Below are 16,788 nucleotides of genomic sequence, written 5' to 3' on the forward strand. Positions count from 1 at the left end.
GTTCGTCATTCGGGCCGCTTGGCCAGCACAGCTCGCCCTGATACTGCGCGCCAGCCCTCACCGCTTCAAGGAGCACAAGAATGAAAAACACGCTGGCCATCTCCCCGCCGTCGACACCACAGCCCTCTCCCGGCCCTGAGGCCAAACCCTCGCTGCTGGCCCGCTATGCGCTGCTGAGGGTGCTGCTGGGTTCCTTGATGGTGATCGCCGCGATGTCGGTCGTGATGGTGCTGGCCGAGAACCTGCCCAAGTCCGCACGCCTGCTGTGGCCGCAGCTGCTGGCGGCGGTGCTGATGGCGGCCGCCTTCCGCTTCTATGCTTTACGCATCGATCGCCGCCCTGCCACCGAGTTCGCCAGCGCCGGCGCAGCGCGCGAGCTGGGTCTCGGCCTGCTGGGCGGCGCGCTGCTGGTGGTCATGGTGTTTGGCGCTTTGGCTCTGCTGAATGTCTTTCATCTGCAGGGCATGCATCCGGTCGGACTGGCCACATTGAAATCATTCGGGGACATGACCCTGGTGGCCGTGTTTGAGGAGTTGCTGGTGCGCGGCATCCTGTTCAAGGCGCTGGAACGGGTGCTGGGCAGTGTGCCGGCCTTGCTGGCTTCGTCACTGCTTTTCGGCCTGGCGCATCTGCCCAACGACGGTGCCACCCTGCTGTCAACACTCAACGTCACCGTCGCCGGGATTCTCTTCGCAGCCGCCTACCTGGCCAGCGGACGGCTCTGGCTGGGCATCGGCTTGCACCTGGCCTGGAACTTCTGTGCCGGCCATCTGTTCTCGGCGGTCGTGTCGGGACACAAGGCCGAGGCCGGCCTGCTGTATGGCCAACTGGCCGGGCCAAACTGGTTGACCGGCGGCGCCTTCGGCATCGAAGGCTCGGTCATCACGCTGCTCGCACTGCTGGGTGCCTGCGCCCTGCTGCTGGCGTTGGCACATCGTCGTGGCCGGCTGCTGCCACGATCATCCAGGCAGGCTGCGCCGTGATAGGCAGGCGCGGTTTGCTGCTCTGGGCCCTGGCCACGATGCCGGAGATCGCGGCGGCAGCGCCGGCTGTCTCCGGTGTGTCGGGCATCCGCCGCCGCCCGCTGCAGTTCCCGCGCGACTTCGGTGCGCACCCCGAGACCGGCATCGAATGGTGGTACCTGACCGGGCTGCTGGGCGCGGACGAGGCGCAGCCGCCGCTGTTCGGCTACCAGCTGACCTTTTTCCGCCTGCGCAACCGCGATCCCGCCGTGCAGTCGCATCCCAGCGCGCTGGCGCCGCGCCAGCTGTTGCTGGGCCATGTGGCGCTGAGCGATCTGCGCGCCGGGCGGCTGCATCATGACCAGCGGCTGGCGCGCGTCAGCGCCGGCGGCACCCAGGCCGCCGAGGCCGACTGCGATCTGCGCCTGCGCGACTGGCGTCTGCGGCGCAGTGCCGATGACGACCGCTATCGTGCCCGCTTCGGCAGCGCCGGATTCGCGCTTGACCTGGACCTGCACAGCGCGCTGCCGCCGCTGCTGCAGGGCGATGCCGGCTATTCGCGCAAAGGCCCCGAAGAGAGCCAGGCCAGCCACTACTACAGCCGCAGCCAGATGCAGACCCGCGGCCGGCTGAGCCTGGGCGGGCGCATGCTGACGCTGCAAGGCCACTCCTGGCTGGACCACGAGTGGAGCGACAGCCTGCTGGCGCCCGAGGCGGTCGGCTGGGACTGGCTGGGGCTGAATCTGCTGGACGGCAGCGCACTGACGGCGTTCCGGTTGCGCCGCGCCGACGGCAGCAGCCTGTGGACCGGCGGCAGCTGGCGCGAGAGCGGCGGCCGCGTGCGCAGCTTCGGCAATGGCGAGCTGAAGTTCCGGCCCGGCCGGCGTTGGCGCAGCCCCGTCAGCCAGGCCGAGTACCCGGTCGAGTGGGGGCTGAGCACGCCTGTGCAGGCCGGGCTGCAGGTCAGGGCGATGTTCGATGCCCAGGAGATCGATGCCCGCGCCAGCAGCGGCCTGCTGTACTGGGAAGGCGCCAGCGAGCTGTTCGATGCCGGCGGCCGGCTGATCGGGCGTGGCTATCTGGAGATGACCGGCTACAGCCGTCGCATGGTTCTGCCCTAGTGGGCGGGCCCTAGCCGCTGGTCACGCTGGAGCGGCCCGGCAGCAGGCCGGCGCCGGCACGCACACAGTTGCGGCCGGCCGACTTGGCTACATAGAGCGCCTCGTCGGCGTCCGAGATCAGGTGGTCCAGCGTGATGTGCTCGGCATGCAGGGCCGCCACGCCGAGGCTGGCGCTGACCGGCACCGGCTCGCCGCGCCAACTGAAGTCCAGCGCCTCGATGCGCTCGCGGATGCGTTCGGCCACGTCCAGCGCCCCGAGCGGATCGGTGTGCGGCAGGAAGACGATGAACTCCTCACCGCCAAAACGCGCCAGCACATCGGGCTGGCGCAGGGTCTCGATGCTGACCTCGGCAATCTCGCGCAGCAATTGGTCGCCGCACAGATGGCCGAAGCGGTCGTTGACCTGCTTGAAATGGTCGATGTCCATCAGCAGCAGCGCGCAGGACATCTCGTAACGCTTGGCGCGCGACCATTCGCGCTCGACCAGCTCGAGAAAATGGCGGCGGTTGAAGGTACCGGTCAGCGAGTCCAGCGTGGCGTGGCGGGTCATGTTCTTGTGGGCCTTGTCCAGGTGCTGAACCAGGCTCAGGAACAGGTAGCCGAACACGCTGGTGATGCTGATCGCACAGGTGCTGGCGGCCAGCGTCGCGATCAGGCGGTTGCCCTCGCCGAGCAGCGTGATGGCCAGCTGCGAGATGCCCACCGCCATCAGCCAGACCGCCCCCACCAACAGGGCCAGCGCACGCCACAGGCCCAGCTTCTGCACCCACAGGTTCAGGGCCGGCAGCCAGGCGGGTGCTTCGACATCGTATTGCTGCATCGCGGGCCCATCATTCTCGACAACAACGCTATTCGACCACAGGCCGCCCCCTCCGCAGCGCCCCACCCCCAAGAGCGGGGCCCCAATATTGGCTACACTGCCGCCCCATGCGCCGCTTTGTGCTGATCCTGATGCTGACCTTGCTGCCGCTCCAGTGGACCTGGGCGGCTGCGGCCAGCTATTGCGAGCACGAGACCGAGGCCCGCGCCGCCGCGCATTTCGGCCATCACCAGCACGAGCACCAGGACAGCGGTGACGCCGATGCTGAGGTCGATGGCAGCGGCATCGATGCCGATTGCCCCAGCTGCCATGGCGCGGTGGCCGGCATCATGATGGTGCATCCCCCCAAGCCGCATGACTGGCCGGCCGACAGCCAGGCCACGCCCTACCGGCGCTCGGTCACCGACGGCCTGCCCGAACGGCTGATACGCCCACCCCACACGTCCCCGGTCTGACGCTGCGACCGGGGCCGATACAGCCCCGCGTCGACATCTGTTGTTGACCGGGCGGGCCGCTGCGCCCGTCCCAGACGAGGGACACCATGAAGATCACGAAACCCTGGATCAGCCAGGGGGCGGGCTGTTGCGTCATCGCAATGGCCCTGAGCCTGCCCGCGCAGGCGCAGACAAAAAGCCTGGCCGAGCTGTTCGCGGCCGCCTGGCAGCGCCAGCCCGAGGCCCTGGCGGCTGCGGCCCATCGCGAGGCCGCCGAGGGGCGCCAGGCCAGCGCCCGCAGCTGGACGGCCGAACCCGCCAGCCTGGAAATCGCCAGCAAGACCGACCGGCTGCACCGCAACGACGGTGCGCGTGAACTCGAACTGGGGATTGCCGCGCCGCTGTGGCGGCCCGGCGAACGCGGTCGGGCGCAAGCGCTGGCCGCCGCCGAGCTCGGCGCGCTGGACAGCCGCGTCGCGGCGGCCCAGTGGCGCCTGGCCGGCCTGCTGCGCGAGGCCTGGTGGGGCTGGCAGCGTGCCGCGCTGGACCTGGGGCTGGCGCAGGCCAGGGTCGAGCAGGCCGGTCAGCTCGGCCGCGATGTGGCCCGCCGCGTCGCGGCCGGCGATCTGTCGCGCGCCGATCAGCACCAGGCCGAGGCCGCCATCGCCGCCGCCCAGGCGGAGCTGGCCGAGGCCCAGGCCGCTCTGGCCCAGGCCCGCTTCGGCCTGCAGGCCCTCAGCGGCGTCGCACCCGAGACCGCCGGCAGCAGCGAGCCCGTGCCCCCCGGTGAGGACCACAGCCTCGAGGCCCATCCGGCGCTGCGCGAGCTGCAGGACCGCGCCCGCCTGGCCCGCCATGCGCGCGAGTTGGCCGGCACCCAAGGCCGCGCCAGCCCCGAGCTGAGCCTGTCGACCGCGCGCGAGCGCGGCGCCCGGGGCGAGGCCTGGGGCCAGACCGTCACGCTGGGCCTGCGCATCCCCTTCGGCAGCGAGGGCCAGCGCAAGACCCAGTTGGCCACGGCCGCCGCCGCGCAGATCGAGGCCGAGACCCAGCTGACGCTGGAACAGCAAAGACTGGCGGCCGAACTCGCCACCGCCCGTGCGCGGCTCGCCGCCTCCGAGGCCCAGCTCCGGTCCGCCGCGCGGCGCGCCGAACTGGCCCGCGAGACCCTGGGCTTTGTCGACAAGGCCTTCGGCCTGGGCGAGACCGATCTGCCGACCCGCTTGCGCGTGGCCCAGGAGGCTTTCGAGGCCCAGCGCCAGAGCGAGCGCGCTCGCCTGGGCCAGCAGCACGCCCTGTCCACGCTGCGCCAGGCCCTGGGCCTGCTGCCGCAGTGAACGCCACAACCATTCAAGGAATACCGATGCTTTTCTCTTTCATCAGTCATCGCGGCCTCGTCGCTGCGATGACGCTGGCACTGACGCCAGCCCTGTGGGCCGGCGAAGGCCACAGCCATGACGCCCCGGTCGCGGCTGCAGGCCCTGCCCTGCCGCGTTTCCACGCGGTGTCCGAAGACTTCGAACTGGTCGGCGTGCTGCAGGGCAAGCAGCTGACGCTCTATCTCGATCACGCGGCCGACAACCGGCCGGTCAAGAACGCGACGCTGGAACTGGAGCTGGGCGCGCTGAAGCTGCGCCCCACGCCGCATGGCGAGGACGGCGAATTCGAGGCCACGCTGGCCGAGGAGCTCAAGCCCGGCACGATCCCGGTGACCGTCACCGTCAGCGCCGGCGCGCAGAGCGATCTGCTGGCCGGCGAACTCGATCTGCACGCGGACAAGCACGCCGATGACGCGGCGGCACTCGCCTGGAAGCCCTGGGCCGCTGGCGCACTGATCGCCGCAGCCGGGGCCGCCGTGCTGCTGAGCCTGCGCGCACGCCGCCAAGGAGTTGCGGCATGAGCAAGCAGCCTCTGATCGTTTTGACCCTGCTCGCCGCCTCGCTGCTGGCCCAGGCCGGCCCCGGCCATGACCACGGCGACGCACCGCCGGCAGCGAGCGGCAACGGCCCGCAGCGCCTGCCCGATGGCGCGGTCTTCCTGCCCAAGCCGGCGCAGCGGCAGATCGGCGTGCGCACGCAAGTCAGCAGCGTCGAGGCCTTGCCGCGCGTCAGTGCGCTGGCTGGCGCCGTCGTGATGGACCCGAACGCCGGCGGCAAGGTGCAGGCCTTGATGGCCGGCCGCCTGGAAGCCGGGCCGCGCGGCCTGCCCTCGCTCGGGCAGACCGTGCGCAAGGGCGAGCTGCTGGCCTGGGTGCGCCCGGGCGGCGAGGCGCTGGAGCGCGCCGGCCAGGCGGCGCAGATCGCCGAATGGCAGGCCCAGCGCGGCCTGGCCGAGCAGCGCCTGGCACGGCTCAAACTCTTGGCCGACAGCGTGCCGCGCAAAGAGATCGAGGCGGCCGAAAGCGAGCTGGCCAGCCTGCGCGCGCGCATCGCGGCGGTCGGTGCCGGCCTGGCCTCGCGCGAGGCGCTGCTGGCTCCGGTCAGCGGCGTGATCGCGTCGGCCGCAGCGGTGGCCGGCCAGGTGGTCGACGCGCGCGAACTGCTGTTCGAGATCGTCGATCCGGCGCGGCTGCGTGTCGAGGCGCTCGCCTATGACGGCGCCGCCGCGCAGGACATCGCCGGCGCGGCCCTGGCCGTCAGCGGCGTCAAGCTGGACTTCATCGGCGCCGCGCGTGCGCTGCGCGAGCAGGCGATTCCCTTGCTGTTCCGCGCCCAGGGCACGGGCCTGCAAGACCTGGCCCTGGGCCAGCCGGTGCAGATGCTGGTGCACAGCCGCAGCACCGTACAGGGCGTGCGCCTGCCGGCGGCGGCCCTGGTGCGCAGCGCCTCGAACCAGACCATGGTCTGGGTCAAGGCCGCGCCGGAGCGCTTCGAGCCCAGAGTCGTGAGCAGCACGCCGCTCGACGGCGCGACGGTGGCGGTCAGCGCGGGGCTCAAGCCCGGCGAGCGGGTCGTCTCCGAAGGCGCCCTGCTGATCAACCAGATCCGATAACCGAGGCCACCAATCATGTTCAAGTGGCTACTCGACTACAGCCTGGGCAACCGGCTGCTGGTCATCATCGCCGCGCTGGCGCTGATGGCCTATGGCGCATTCACCTTATCGCGCACCCCGGTGGATGTCTTTCCCGATCTGAACAAGCCCACGGTCACACTGATGACCGAGGCCGGCGGCATGGCCGCCGAGGAGGTGGAACAGCTGATCACCTTCCCGCTGGAAACGGCGATGAACGGCCTGCCCGGTGTCGAATCCGTGCGCTCGACCTCCAGCGCCGGCCTGTCCTTCGTCTACATCACCTTCGACTGGAGCGCCGAGATCTTCCGCGCCCGGCAGATGGTGTCGGAGCGACTGGCGACCTTGGAGCAGGGCCTGCCCGAGGGCGTGGTCGCGCATATGGGGCCGATCAGCTCCATCATGGGCGAGATCATGCAGATCGCGCTGCCAATCGACACCGACAAGGTCTCGGCGATGGCGGTGCGCGAGTATGCGGATTGGGTGCTCAGACCGCGCCTGATGGCGATTCCCGGCGTTGCCCAGGTGATCCCGATCGGCGGCGAGGTGCGGCAGTTCCAGGTCCAGCCGCAGACCGCACGCATGGCCGAGCTGGGCGTCACGCAGGAGCAGCTGGCGGCGGCGCTGCAGCGCTATGCGGCCAACAGCTCGGGCGGCTTTCTGGAGCTCAATGGCCGCGAGTACCTGATACGCCATCTGGGCCGCGACAACAGCCTGGAAGCCTTGCGCCATCTGGCGCTGGGCGCCAGGAACGGCCAGCCTCTGCTGCTGCGCCAGGTCGCCGAGGTCAGATTCGCGCCGGCCCTCAAGCGCGGCGATGCCGGCTTCGAAGGCAAGCCGGCGGTGATCCTGGGCATCCAGAAGCAGCCCGGCGCCGATACCGTGGCGCTGACCCAGGCCATCGAGGCCGCGCTGGGCGAGATGAAGCGCTCGCTGCCGGCCGGCATGGCCGCGCCCCAGGTCACCTTCCGCCAGGCCAGTTTCATCGAGTCCTCGATCTCGACCTTGCAAGGCAAGCTGATCGGCGCCTCGGTCTTTGTCGCGGTGATCCTGTGGTTTTTCCTCGGCAATCTGCGCAGCACGGTGATCGCGCTGCTGGCGATTCCGGTGTCCATCCTCATCACGGCCCTGGTGTTTCGCTACTTCGGCCTGTCGATCAACACGATGACCTTGGGCGGGCTGGCGATCGCGATCGGCGGCCTGGTCGACGATGCGGTGGTCGATGTCGAGAACATCATCCGTCGCCTCAAGGAAGACCGCGCGCGCCATCCGGAGCACCGGCTGAACCCGCTGCAGTTGGTCGCCAAGGCCAGCATGGAGGTGCGCTCGGGCATTCTGTATGCGACCGCCATCATCGTGCTGGTCTTCCTGCCGCTGTTTGCGCTGCCGGGCATGGAGGGGCGGCTGTTCGTGCCGCTGGGCATCGCCTTCATCGTCTCGACCCTGGCCAGCCTGCTGGTCTCGGTGACGGTGACGCCGGTGCTGAGCTACTACCTGCTGCCGACGATGAAATCGCTGGACCATGGCGACACCCGGCTGCTGGCCTGGTTGAAGGCGCGCTATGCAGTGGGGCTGCAGGCCGTGCTCAAGCATCCGAAGCGCGCGCTGGCGGCAGGGGCCTGCGCGGCGCTGGCCGCGGCGGCGGCCGTGCCCTTTTTCGCCACCACCTTTCTGCCGCCTTTCAATGAAGGCACTTTGCTGATCGGCCTGCGCCTGAACCCGGGCGTGACCCTGGCCGAAAGCTCCGCGCTGGCACGCCAGGCCGAGCTGCTGGTGATGCAGGTGCCCGAGGTCGCTCATGTGGGCCGGCGCAGCGGCCGGGCCGAGCTGGACGAGCATGCCGAGGGCGTGCATGTCAGCGAGCTCGATGTGGGCCTGAAACCGCAGGCCGAGATCACGCGCTCCATGGACGAGGTCCAAGCCGATATCCGCGCCCGCCTGGTGAATCTGCCGGCCGGGGTCGCGATCGGCCAGCCGATCTCGCACCGCATCGACCACATGCTGTCCGGCGTGCGCTCGCAGATCGCGATCCGCATCTTCGGCGAGGACCTGGACACCTTGCGCGGCCAGGCCGATGCCTTGCGCGCGCGCCTGGCCAGCATCCCGGGCCTGGCCGATCTGGAGATCGAGAAGCAGGTGCTGGCGCCGCAGATCAAGGTGCGCATCGACGCGGCGGCGGCCGCCCGCTACGGTGTGCCGACGCCGCAGATCACGGCCGCCTTGCAGGCGCTGGTCGAGGGCCAGGAGCTCAGCCAGATCGTCGAGGACGGCCGGCGCTTCGCGCTGGTGCTGCGCCTGCCCGAGTCGGCGCGCTCGATGGAGGGCCTGGCGCAGATCATGATCGCCACCCCATTGGGCCCGGTGCCGCTGTCCAAGCTGGCCAGCATCGAGGACGGCGACGGCCCGAACCAGATCAGCCGCGACGACGGCAAGCGCCGCATCGTGCTGTCGGCCAATGCGCAGGGGCGCGCGCTGTCCGACATCGTCGCCGACATCCGCAAGGTCGTCGCCGAGACGCCGCTGCCCGAGGGCTATTTCGTCACGCTGGGCGGGCAGTTCCAAGCGCAGGAACAGGCCTCGCGCCTGGTGGGTCTGCTGTCCCTGGTGTCGGCGGCGCTGATGTTCGTCGTGCTGTTCAGCCGCTACCAGAGTACCCGGCTGGCGCTGATCATCATGGCCAATATCCCGCTGGCCCTGGTCGGCGCGGTGCTGGGGCTGTGGCTGTCGGGGCAGCCGCTGTCGGTCGCTGCCCTGGTCGGCTTCATCACGCTGGCCGGCATCTCGGTGCGCAACGGCATCCTGAAGCTGAGCCACTACCTGAACCTGATGCGCTTCGAGGGCGAGAGCTTTGAGCTCCAGATGATTGTTCGGGGCTCGCTGGAGCGGCTCAGTCCGGTGCTGATGACGGCCCTGGTGACCGCCTTCGCGCTGGCGCCGTTGCTGTTCGAGGCCGAGCGCCCCGGCACCGAGATCCTGCATCCGGTGGCCGTGGTGATCTTCTGCGGCCTGATCAGCTCGACCCTGCTCGACACCTTTCTGACCCCGGCGATGTTCTGGCTGTTCGGCCGCCGCGATGCCGAGCGGCTGCTGGACGACCGTGACGCGCAAGCTTTCTGATGCACCACCCCAACCCAAGAGAGAGGACTTTGAAAATGATGACCATCAAGACTTTGGCCTGCGCTGCGGCGCTGAGCCTGGCAAGCCTCGCCGCCCAGGCGGCCGGCGATCACAGCCACGCCCATGAGCACAAGCCGCTGCATGGCGGCGTCGTGGTCGAGGCCAGCGATATCGACTTCGAGCTGGTGGCCAAGGCCGAGCAGATCACCCTGTATGTGCGCGACCACGGCAAGCCGGCCTCCACCGCCGGCGCGCTGGCCAAGCTGACCCTGCTCAGCGGCGCCGACAAGAGCGAGCTCGCGCTGAGCCCGGCCGGCGACAACAAGCTGGAGGCCAAGGGCAGCTTCAAGACCGGCCCGGGCACCAAGGTCGTGGCCACCGTGACCTTGGCCGGCAAGAAGCCGGTCAATGTGCGCTTCAGCCTGAAGTAGGCCGGCGCGTCGGTCTGCGGCAGCCCTCCCTGAGCCCCTATAGTGGGGCTCATGCCGCAAGACCGCACCCTGCTGCACACCGGCGACCAGCTGCGGGTGGAGCGCGTCGTCATGCATGCGTTGCCCCCGCAATGGAGCCCTTGCTACCAGGTGGCTTCCGCGCGGCTGGTGCTGCCCGCCCGGGGTGCCACCGAATTCCGTCTGGCCGATCAAACGCGCGTGCTCGACGGCGTGACCGTGCTGCGTCTGCCGCCGGGCCAAGCCTATCAACTCAAGCCCTGCGGCGCCGCGACACGCGCCAGCATCGTCGTCAGTGCCCGACCGGGCATCGACGACGCCCTGGCGTCAGCACCCAGCGCCTGGCTGCTGGCGCCGCGCGCACTGTGGCTGCTGCGCCGGCATTGGCGCGCACTGGCCCGCGATCCGCTGCGCGCCGGGCCGCTGACACCGGCGCTGCTGCAACACGCCTTGCAGCAAGCGCTGCCTGCCGATCCGAGCCCGACGGCCGTGTTGCGCGCGCAGCGCTTCATCGTTGCGCGCACCGACACAGACGCACGCTGGCTCTTGCAGGACGTGGCCGATGCGGCCTGCTGCTCGCTGTTTCACCTGGCTCGCTCATTTCGTCGGCACACCGGCCTAAGCCTGCATGGCTATCGCCAGCGACTGCGCCTGGCCGTGGCGCTGCAGCGGCTCGAAGACGGCGAACGCGACCTCGCCGGCCTGGCCCATGATCTGGGCTTCAGCAGCCAGAGCCATCTGGGCGCCGCCTTCCAGCGGGGGCTGGGCGTGACACCGGCCCAGGCACGGCGCGAGCTCGGCCGCTGAGACCAAGGCTGCGCATCGATAGCGCAGGATTCTGATAGTCGCGACCGGTCCGGCCGGGCAGACTCGGCCCCCATGATGAATCGCCCATTCGCGCTCGGCCTGCTGGCCGCCCTGGCCGCCGCGCTGATCGCCAGTGTCTGGCAGCTCGCTTCGCGCCATGGCGTCAGCACCAGCCTGGGGCCGCTGGAGCTGAACACGCTGCGTTACGGCCTGCCCAGCCTGGTGCTGCTGCCCTTGCTGCTGAAGACCGGCTTGCTGCCGGCCGGGCTGCCGCGTCGCCGGCTGGCCCTGCTGGTGATGGGCGGCGGGCTGCCGTTCGGCGCGCTGGTGATGATGGGTGCGCAGTGGGCGCCGGCCGCTCATATGGGCGTGTTCATGGCCGGCAGCATGCCGCTGTTCACCGCCCTCGGTGCCCGGCTCTGGCATGGCGAGCGCATAGTCGGCCAGCGCCTGTGGGGGCTGTTGCTGATCTTGCTGGGCCTGATGCTGTTTGCCACCGGCAGCCTGGCCGACGCGGCGCAGAGCTGGCGCGGCGATCTGCTGTTCATGCTGGCGTCCGCGCTATGGGCGGCATACACACTGGCCTTTCGGCACAGTGGCCTGACACCCTGGCAGGGCGCGGCCGTCGTCAACGGCTGGTCCTGCCTGCTGCTGCTGCCGCTCTTGCTGAGCGTCGGCGCGCCGAAGCTGCTGAGCGCGCCCTGGAGCGATGTCGCCTGGCAGGCGCTGGGCCAGGGCCTGCTGGCCGGCCTGCTGGGCCTGCTGGTCTATATGGCAGCGATCGAACGGCTTGGGGCGGCCCGCGCCTCGCTGTCAGCCGCCCTGGTGCCACTCTTGACGGCCGGCGGTGCGAGCTGGCTGCTCAAGGAGCCGCTGGGCGCCGCGACACTGCTTGCCTGCGCCATCGTGGCCGGCGGCGTGGCCTTGGCCAGTGGGGCGCTGCGATTCAGGGCAGGCAAGAAGGACTTCAGCGCCCCAGCTTGAACACGCTGACCACCTCGGCCAGCTGTGCGGCCTGGTGCTTCAGACTCTCGGCGGCGGCCGCGCTCTGCTCGACCAGGGCGGCGTTTTGCTGCGTGACCTGATCGAGCTGGGTCACCGCCTCGCCGACCTGGCTGATGCCGGTGGTCTGCTCGCCGGTGGCGTGCGAGATCTCCTCGATCAGATCATTGACCTTGCGCACCTGGGCGACGATGCCCTCCATGCTCTGACCGGCCTCGCCGACCAGCCGGGTGCCGGCCTGGACCTTCTCGGCGCTGTTGACGATCAGGCCCTTGATCTCCTTGGCCGCGTTGGCCGAGCGCTGCGCCAGGCTGCGCACCTCGGCGGCAACGACCGCGAAGCCCCGCCCCTGCTCGCCGGCCCGCGCCGCCTCGACGGCCGCGTTCAGCGCCAGGATATTGGTCTGGAAGGCGATGCCGTCAATCACGCCGATGATGTCGGTGATCTTGTTGGAGGCGGCGGAGATGTCCTGCATCGTCGCGACCACCTGGCCCACCACGCTGCCGCCCTGCACCGCCGCCGTCGACGCGGCATTGGCCAGCGCTGCGGCCTGGCGGGCGGTGTCGGCATTGTTCTTGACGGTGCTGGTCAGCTCCTCCATCGAGGCCGCCGTCTGCTCCAGATTGGCGGCCTGCTCTTCGGTGCGCTGGCTCAGGTCGGCATTGCCGTTGGCGATCTCGGCCGAGCCGGTGGCGATGCTGTCGCTGCTCTGGCGCACCGCGCCGACGATGCGCACCAGCGAGCTCTGCATGCGTTGCATCGAGCGCAGCATCTCGGCCACCTCGCCGCGCCCCTCGGCCCGGATCTCGCGTGACAGATCGCCCTCGCCGATGCTGGCCACCGCCTCGCTGGCCGAGGCCAGCGAACGCCGGATGCCAGCCACCACCACCCAGGCCAGCAGGCACAGCAAGACCAGTCCGGCCAGGCCGGCGCCCAGCACCATGAGCCGATACGCCTTGATCATGCCGGCCGCCTCGGCGGCCTGCTCGGCCGAGCGCCGGGCCTGGAAGGCCACCATCTTGTCGGCCGTTGCGATATAGCGCTCCATCAGCGGCGCAAAGCTGCTGCGGCCCAGCGAGCGCGCCTGCGCCATATCGCCCTGCTTCTTCAGGGCCAGCGCCTTGTCACGGGCCTCCAGATAGGACTTGCGCACACCGGCCAGTTCCTCCTGGATGCGCAAGCCCTCGGGGCTGGTCTCCAGTTCGGCGTAGCGCTTTTGCACGGTGCTGGTGTCGGCGGTGACCGCCGCCATGCCGTCCTTGAAGTAGTCCTGCAGGCCGTCACCGTCGGATTCGATGATGGCGAAGACCCGGGTCGCGTTGACGGCGATATTGCCACGCCAGCGCTGCGCCAGCTGCAGCCGCTCGACCTGGTCGGTGGCCAGCTGCTCGACCGTCGCGCCCAGCGCCTGCACGCGCAGCAGGCTCAGCCCGATGATGCCCAGCAGGATGGCGACGGCAACACCGACGATCAGCGAAAACTGCTGGGCAATGCTCAGCTGCGAACGCCATCCCATGCCTTGGCTTGCTTGTGTCATATCGAGGCCCCAACACCAGACACTGGCTCTCTTGCTCTATCGTCAGCCAGCGGCGCCATCTTGAGCGCTGTTCGCACGCGCCGCCCGGACAGGCCGGCGGCCCGTGCCGCCCGCGTTTTTGATCGTCGCCGGCCAAAGAGGCCACAATGCCTGCGCCGCCACCCGCCTTGCCACGCATGCCTGCACTCGACGCTGTAGCCGATACCGCCGCTCCCAAAGCCTCGCCCCGCGCCCTCTCCGGCCTCTGGCCTTTTCTTGCGCCTTATCGCGGCCGCATCCTGACCGCCCTGCTCTTCCTGCTGCTGGCCGCGCTGGCCACGCTGGCCTTCCCGCTGGCGCTGCGCGGGCTGATCGACCAGGGCCTGGTGGCCAGCGATCCGGGCGAGCGGCTGATGGCGCTGCGCGGGCATTTCCTGGCGCTGTTCGGCGTCGGCGCGGCCTTGGGCCTGTTCTCGGCGGCGCGCTTTTATGCCGTCACCTGGCTGGGCGAACGGGTCAGCGCCGACCTGCGCAATGCGGTCTACAGCCATGTGCTGCGCCAAAGCCCCGAGTTCTTCGAGCACACCCAGACCGGCGAGGTGCTCAGCCGCATCACGACCGACACCACGGTGGTCCAGACCGTGGTCGGCTCCAGCCTGTCGATGGGCCTGCGCAACAGCGTGATGGGCATCGGTGCGATGGTGATGCTGATCATCACCAATCCCTGGGTGATGACCCAGGTGCTGGGGCTTCTGGTCCTGGTCGTGCTGCCGGCCATCTATTTCGGCCGGCGCGTGCGGCGCCTGTCACGCGCCAGCCAGGACCGCGTCGCCGACACCAGCGCGATCGCGGCCGAGGTGCTGAACGCCGTGACCGTGGTGCAGAGCTATGTGCAGGAAGGCGCCGAGACACGCCGCTTCGCCGGCGCCAGCGAGGCCGCGTTCGACACCGCGCGCAAGCGCACCCGCGTGCGGTCCATGCTGGTGGCCTTCATCATCACCGCCACCTTCGGCTCCATGCTGTGGGGCCTGTACCAGGGCACGCAGGCGGTGATTGCCGGCAATATCAGCGCCGGCCATCTGGGCCAGACCGTGGTCTACGTCATCCTGCTGGTCAGCAGCGTTGCGGTGCTGGCCGAGGTCTGGGGCGATGTCTTGCGCGCCGCCGGCGCCACCGAGCGGCTGATGGAGCTGCTGGCGACCCGTTCGACCATCGCCGAGCCGGCCGCGCCGCTGCCGCTGCCGGCCACCGCCGGCGGCTCCGGCCTGGCGCTGCGCGGCATCCAGTTCCACTACCCCTCGCGCCCGCAGCAGCCCGCGCTGACCGATTTCGACCTGGAACTGCGCCCCGGCGAGACCGTGGCCCTGGTCGGCCCCAGCGGCGCCGGCAAGAGCACGGTGCTGCAGCTGCTGTTGCGCTTTTATCAGCCGCAGGCCGGCACGATCACGCTGGACGGTGTGCCCATCGATCGCGTCTCGCTGCAGACGCTGCGCCAGCGCATCGGCCTGGTGCCGCAGGACAGCGTGATCTTCTCGGCCAATGCGCTGGAGAACATCCGCTACGGCCGCCCCGAGGCCAGCGACGAGGAGGTGTTCGCGGCGGCCCGCGCCGCCTTCGCGCACGACTTCATCAGCCAGCTGCCGGAGGGCTACCAGACCTTTCTGGGCGAGCGCGGCGTGCGCCTGTCCGGCGGCCAGCGCCAGCGCATCAGCATTGCGCGAGCGATCCTGAAGAACCCGCCGCTGCTGCTGCTCGACGAGGCCACCAGCGCGCTGGACGCCGAGAGCGAGCGCGCGGTGCAGGCGGCGCTGGAAGTGGCGATGCAGGGCCGCAGCACCCTGGTGATCGCGCACCGGCTGGCCACCGTGCAACGCGCCGACCGCATCGTCGTGATGGAGCACGGCCGCGTCGTCGAGACCGGCACGCATGCCGAGCTGGTGGCCGCCGGTGGGCTGTATGCAAGGCTGGCGGCGATGCAGTTCGAGGGTTGATCAGCCCTCCCCGCTGCCATCCCCCTGCAAGACCTTCAGCACCTCGGAGCGGAACTCACGCTGGTAGAGGATGTAGATCACGCCGACGGTACCGGCGATGAAGGCCCAAGGGGAGAAGAACCAGGCGATGGCGGCGAAAGCCAGGTAGTAGGCGCGCAGGCCGTCGTTGAAGGTCTCGGCCGCCAGGCCGACGACGCGGCCGGCACGGTCGGCAAAGGCCTCGCGCGACAGGCCGCCGCTCTCGAACAGCTTGTGGTCAGGGGCCGAGGCCACCAGCAGCGCGCCGAAGGTGTACTGGCGCATGCTCCAGGTGAAGCGGAAAAAGGCGTAGACAAAGATTCCGGCCAGCAGCACCAGCTTCAGATCGAAGACCAGGGTCGAGGTGCGGGCCGCGAACGGGATCTCGCGCACCAGCTCGCTGGCCTGGTCGCTGGCGCCCAGCACGGCCAGCAGGCCGCCGATGATCAGGATGGTGGTGGAGGCAAAGAAGGAGGGGCTGGTGGACAGGCTTTGCACCACCACCCCGTCGATCACCCGCACCTCACGGTAGGTGACCTGCAGCATCCAGAGCCGGCGCTCCCGGTTGGTCGCGGCCAGCACCGAGCCCTTGCTGACCGCCTGGTGCTTGGCGAACTGGGCATAACCGACCCAGCCGCCAAAGAACAAGGCCAGCGCCAGCCAGTCGATGGCGGGCAGAAAGGTCAGCACGGTCCACAGTTTTTCCATGGCCGTGAGTCTATCCAGTCTCAGGGCGCGAGATCGAACACCAGGACCTCGGCATCCGAGCCCTGACCCAGCACCAATTTGTCGGTCCCGGCCAGCTTCAGCGCATCACCGCCGGCCAGGGTCTGCCCGTTGACAAGCAGGCTGCCGCGCACCAGGTGCACATAGGCCAGGCGCCCCGGCGCCAGCGCCAGCTCGGCCGCTTCATCACCGTTGAACAGGCCAGCATAAAGCCTGGCGTCGGCATGGATGGTGACCGAGCCCTCGGCACCGTCGTTCGAGGCCACCAGACGCAGGCGGCCGCGCTTGTCCTCGGCCGGGAAATGCAGCTGCTGGTAGCTGGGCGCCACGCCGCGCTGGTCGGGCATGATCCAGATCTGCAAGAAATGGGTCTGCCTGCCCTGCGCGTTGTTGAACTCGCTGTGCATCACGCCGGTGCCGGCGCTCATGCGCTGCACATCGCCGGGCTTGATGACGCCGGCATGGGCGCCGCCCTTCTCGCCGTTGCCCATGCTGTCCTTGTGGGCCAGTTCGCCGTCCAGCACATAGCTGATGATTTCCATATCGCGATGGCCGTGGGTGCCGAAGCCGGTGCCCGGGGCGATGCGGTCTTCGTTGATCACGCGCAGCGCGCCAAAGCCCATGCGCTGGGGGTTGTAGTAATCGGCGAAGGAGAAGCTGTGGAAGGACTTCAGCCAGCCATGGTCGGCATAGCCACGGTCGGAGGATTTGATCAGTTCAAGCATCGTGGGCTCCTGTTTGTTGAGCGCCTCGTCGGCGCCATGGATCCAATGTAGGAGCGGGAGCCTTCAACAAAGCCCCCTCGCCGATGAAGTC

General features: G+C 69.6%; 15 protein-coding genes. 11 read left to right on the plus strand and 4 right to left on the minus strand.

Going from position 1 to position 16,788, the window contains the following annotated elements:
- Nucleotides 1–80: 80 nt before the first annotated feature.
- Complete coding sequence (locus O5M90_RS04570) at nt 81–983, plus strand: CPBP family intramembrane glutamic endopeptidase (protein WP_269840153.1); 903 nt, start codon at nt 81–83, stop codon at nt 981–983.
- A complete protein-coding gene (locus tag O5M90_RS04575) occupies nt 980–2,083 on the plus strand; it encodes a lipocalin-like domain-containing protein (protein ID WP_269840154.1) in 1,104 nt (367 codons plus the stop codon). The genes O5M90_RS04570 and O5M90_RS04575 overlap by 4 nt, the downstream gene beginning before the upstream one ends.
- Before the next feature lie 10 nt (nt 2,084–2,093).
- Here the strand turns inward: O5M90_RS04575 and O5M90_RS04580 are convergent, their stop codons facing one another.
- Nucleotides 2,094–2,903: a GGDEF domain-containing protein gene (locus tag O5M90_RS04580; RefSeq protein ID WP_137940868.1), complete on the minus strand. Its 810-nt coding sequence runs from the start codon at nt 2,901–2,903 to the stop codon at nt 2,094–2,096.
- 107 nt (nt 2,904–3,010) lie between these two features.
- Here O5M90_RS04580 and O5M90_RS04585 point away from each other — a divergent pair, with 107 nt between their 5' ends.
- The 8 genes from O5M90_RS04585 (at nt 3,011) to O5M90_RS04620 (ending at nt 11,703) form a co-directional block, all read left to right on the plus strand.
- On the plus strand, nt 3,011–3,358 hold the full coding sequence (locus tag O5M90_RS04585; RefSeq protein ID WP_269840155.1) for a hypothetical protein: 348 nt from the start codon (nt 3,011–3,013) through the stop codon (nt 3,356–3,358).
- 86 nt (nt 3,359–3,444) lie between these two features.
- Entirely contained in the window at nt 3,445–4,674 is a 1,230-nt protein-coding gene (locus O5M90_RS04590; RefSeq protein WP_269840156.1) for a TolC family protein, read from the plus strand.
- 26 nt (nt 4,675–4,700) lie between these two features.
- Nucleotides 4,701–5,237: a hypothetical protein gene (locus O5M90_RS04595; protein WP_269840157.1), complete on the plus strand. Its 537-nt coding sequence runs from the start codon at nt 4,701–4,703 to the stop codon at nt 5,235–5,237.
- Complete coding sequence (locus tag O5M90_RS04600; protein ID WP_269840158.1) at nt 5,234–6,328, plus strand: efflux RND transporter periplasmic adaptor subunit; 1,095 nt, start codon at nt 5,234–5,236, stop codon at nt 6,326–6,328. The genes O5M90_RS04595 and O5M90_RS04600 overlap by 4 nt, the downstream gene beginning before the upstream one ends.
- 15 nt (nt 6,329–6,343) lie before the next feature.
- Complete coding sequence (locus tag O5M90_RS04605) at nt 6,344–9,463, plus strand: efflux RND transporter permease subunit (protein ID WP_269840159.1); 3,120 nt, start codon at nt 6,344–6,346, stop codon at nt 9,461–9,463.
- Between the two features lie 35 nt (nt 9,464–9,498).
- The gene (locus tag O5M90_RS04610) at nt 9,499–9,894 is read left to right on the plus strand and encodes a hypothetical protein (RefSeq protein WP_440401834.1); all 396 of its coding nucleotides are present in this window, start codon (nt 9,499–9,501) and stop codon (nt 9,892–9,894) included.
- A 51-nt stretch (nt 9,895–9,945) separates the two neighbouring features.
- Nucleotides 9,946–10,719, plus strand: a complete 774-nt coding sequence (locus tag O5M90_RS04615; protein WP_269840160.1) for a helix-turn-helix transcriptional regulator — start codon at nt 9,946–9,948, stop codon at nt 10,717–10,719.
- A 72-nt stretch (nt 10,720–10,791) separates the two neighbouring features.
- Nucleotides 10,792–11,703, plus strand: a complete 912-nt coding sequence (locus O5M90_RS04620) for a DMT family transporter (RefSeq protein WP_440401835.1) — start codon at nt 10,792–10,794, stop codon at nt 11,701–11,703.
- Here the strand turns inward: O5M90_RS04620 and O5M90_RS04625 are convergent.
- A complete protein-coding gene (locus O5M90_RS04625) occupies nt 11,687–13,237 on the minus strand; it encodes a methyl-accepting chemotaxis protein (RefSeq protein ID WP_440401837.1) in 1,551 nt (516 codons plus the stop codon). The two genes, O5M90_RS04620 and O5M90_RS04625, sit on opposite strands and share 17 nt — an antisense overlap.
- A 197-nt stretch (nt 13,238–13,434) precedes the next feature.
- On the opposite strand from O5M90_RS04625, the gene O5M90_RS04630 reads away from it, so the two are divergent.
- Entirely contained in the window at nt 13,435–15,228 is a 1,794-nt protein-coding gene (locus O5M90_RS04630; RefSeq protein ID WP_269840163.1) for an ABC transporter transmembrane domain-containing protein, read from the plus strand.
- Here the strand turns inward: O5M90_RS04630 and O5M90_RS04635 are convergent, their stop codons facing one another.
- Both O5M90_RS04635 and O5M90_RS04640 read right to left on the minus strand, forming a co-directional pair.
- Nucleotides 15,229–15,954 (minus strand): DUF599 domain-containing protein, encoded by a 726-nt coding sequence (locus O5M90_RS04635; RefSeq protein ID WP_269840164.1) that lies wholly within the window; start codon nt 15,952–15,954, stop codon nt 15,229–15,231. It lies immediately after the preceding gene.
- Between the two features lie 20 nt (nt 15,955–15,974).
- Nucleotides 15,975–16,697: a pirin family protein gene (locus O5M90_RS04640; RefSeq protein WP_269840165.1), complete on the minus strand. Its 723-nt coding sequence runs from the start codon at nt 16,695–16,697 to the stop codon at nt 15,975–15,977.
- Nucleotides 16,698–16,788 lie beyond the last annotated feature (91 nt).

This window comes from Paucibacter sp. M5-1, assembly GCF_027498415.2.
In the GTDB taxonomy this organism is placed as follows: domain Bacteria; phylum Pseudomonadota; class Gammaproteobacteria; order Burkholderiales; family Burkholderiaceae_C; genus Roseateles_E.

Excerpts from the sequence above, each read along its gene's own strand:
- O5M90_RS04590 (WP_269840156.1), top strand. The coding sequence starts at position 3,445 with ATGAAGATCACGAAACCCTGGATCAGCCAGGGGGCGGGCTGTTGCGTC.
- O5M90_RS04570 (WP_269840153.1), top strand. The coding sequence starts at position 81 with ATGAAAAACACGCTGGCCATCTCCCCGCCGTCGACACCACAGCCCTCT.
- O5M90_RS04600 (WP_269840158.1), top strand. The coding sequence starts at position 5,234 with ATGAGCAAGCAGCCTCTGATCGTTTTGACCCTGCTCGCCGCCTCGCTG.
- O5M90_RS04620 (WP_440401835.1), top strand. The coding sequence starts at position 10,792 with ATGATGAATCGCCCATTCGCGCTCGGCCTGCTGGCCGCCCTGGCCGCC.
- O5M90_RS04630 (WP_269840163.1), top strand. The coding sequence starts at position 13,435 with ATGCCTGCACTCGACGCTGTAGCCGATACCGCCGCTCCCAAAGCCTCG.
- O5M90_RS04615 (WP_269840160.1), top strand. The coding sequence starts at position 9,946 with ATGCCGCAAGACCGCACCCTGCTGCACACCGGCGACCAGCTGCGGGTG.
- O5M90_RS04595 (WP_269840157.1), top strand. The coding sequence starts at position 4,701 with ATGCTTTTCTCTTTCATCAGTCATCGCGGCCTCGTCGCTGCGATGACG.
- O5M90_RS04635 (WP_269840164.1), bottom strand. The coding sequence starts at position 15,954 with ATGGAAAAACTGTGGACCGTGCTGACCTTTCTGCCCGCCATCGACTGG.
- O5M90_RS04605 (WP_269840159.1), top strand. The coding sequence starts at position 6,344 with ATGTTCAAGTGGCTACTCGACTACAGCCTGGGCAACCGGCTGCTGGTC.
- O5M90_RS04585 (WP_269840155.1), top strand. The coding sequence starts at position 3,011 with ATGCGCCGCTTTGTGCTGATCCTGATGCTGACCTTGCTGCCGCTCCAG.
- O5M90_RS04625 (WP_440401837.1), bottom strand. The coding sequence starts at position 13,237 with ATGGGATGGCGTTCGCAGCTGAGCATTGCCCAGCAGTTTTCGCTGATC.
- O5M90_RS04640 (WP_269840165.1), bottom strand. The coding sequence starts at position 16,697 with ATGCTTGAACTGATCAAATCCTCCGACCGTGGCTATGCCGACCATGGC.
- O5M90_RS04610 (WP_440401834.1), top strand. The coding sequence starts at position 9,499 with ATGATGACCATCAAGACTTTGGCCTGCGCTGCGGCGCTGAGCCTGGCA.
- O5M90_RS04580 (WP_137940868.1), bottom strand. The coding sequence starts at position 2,903 with ATGCAGCAATACGATGTCGAAGCACCCGCCTGGCTGCCGGCCCTGAAC.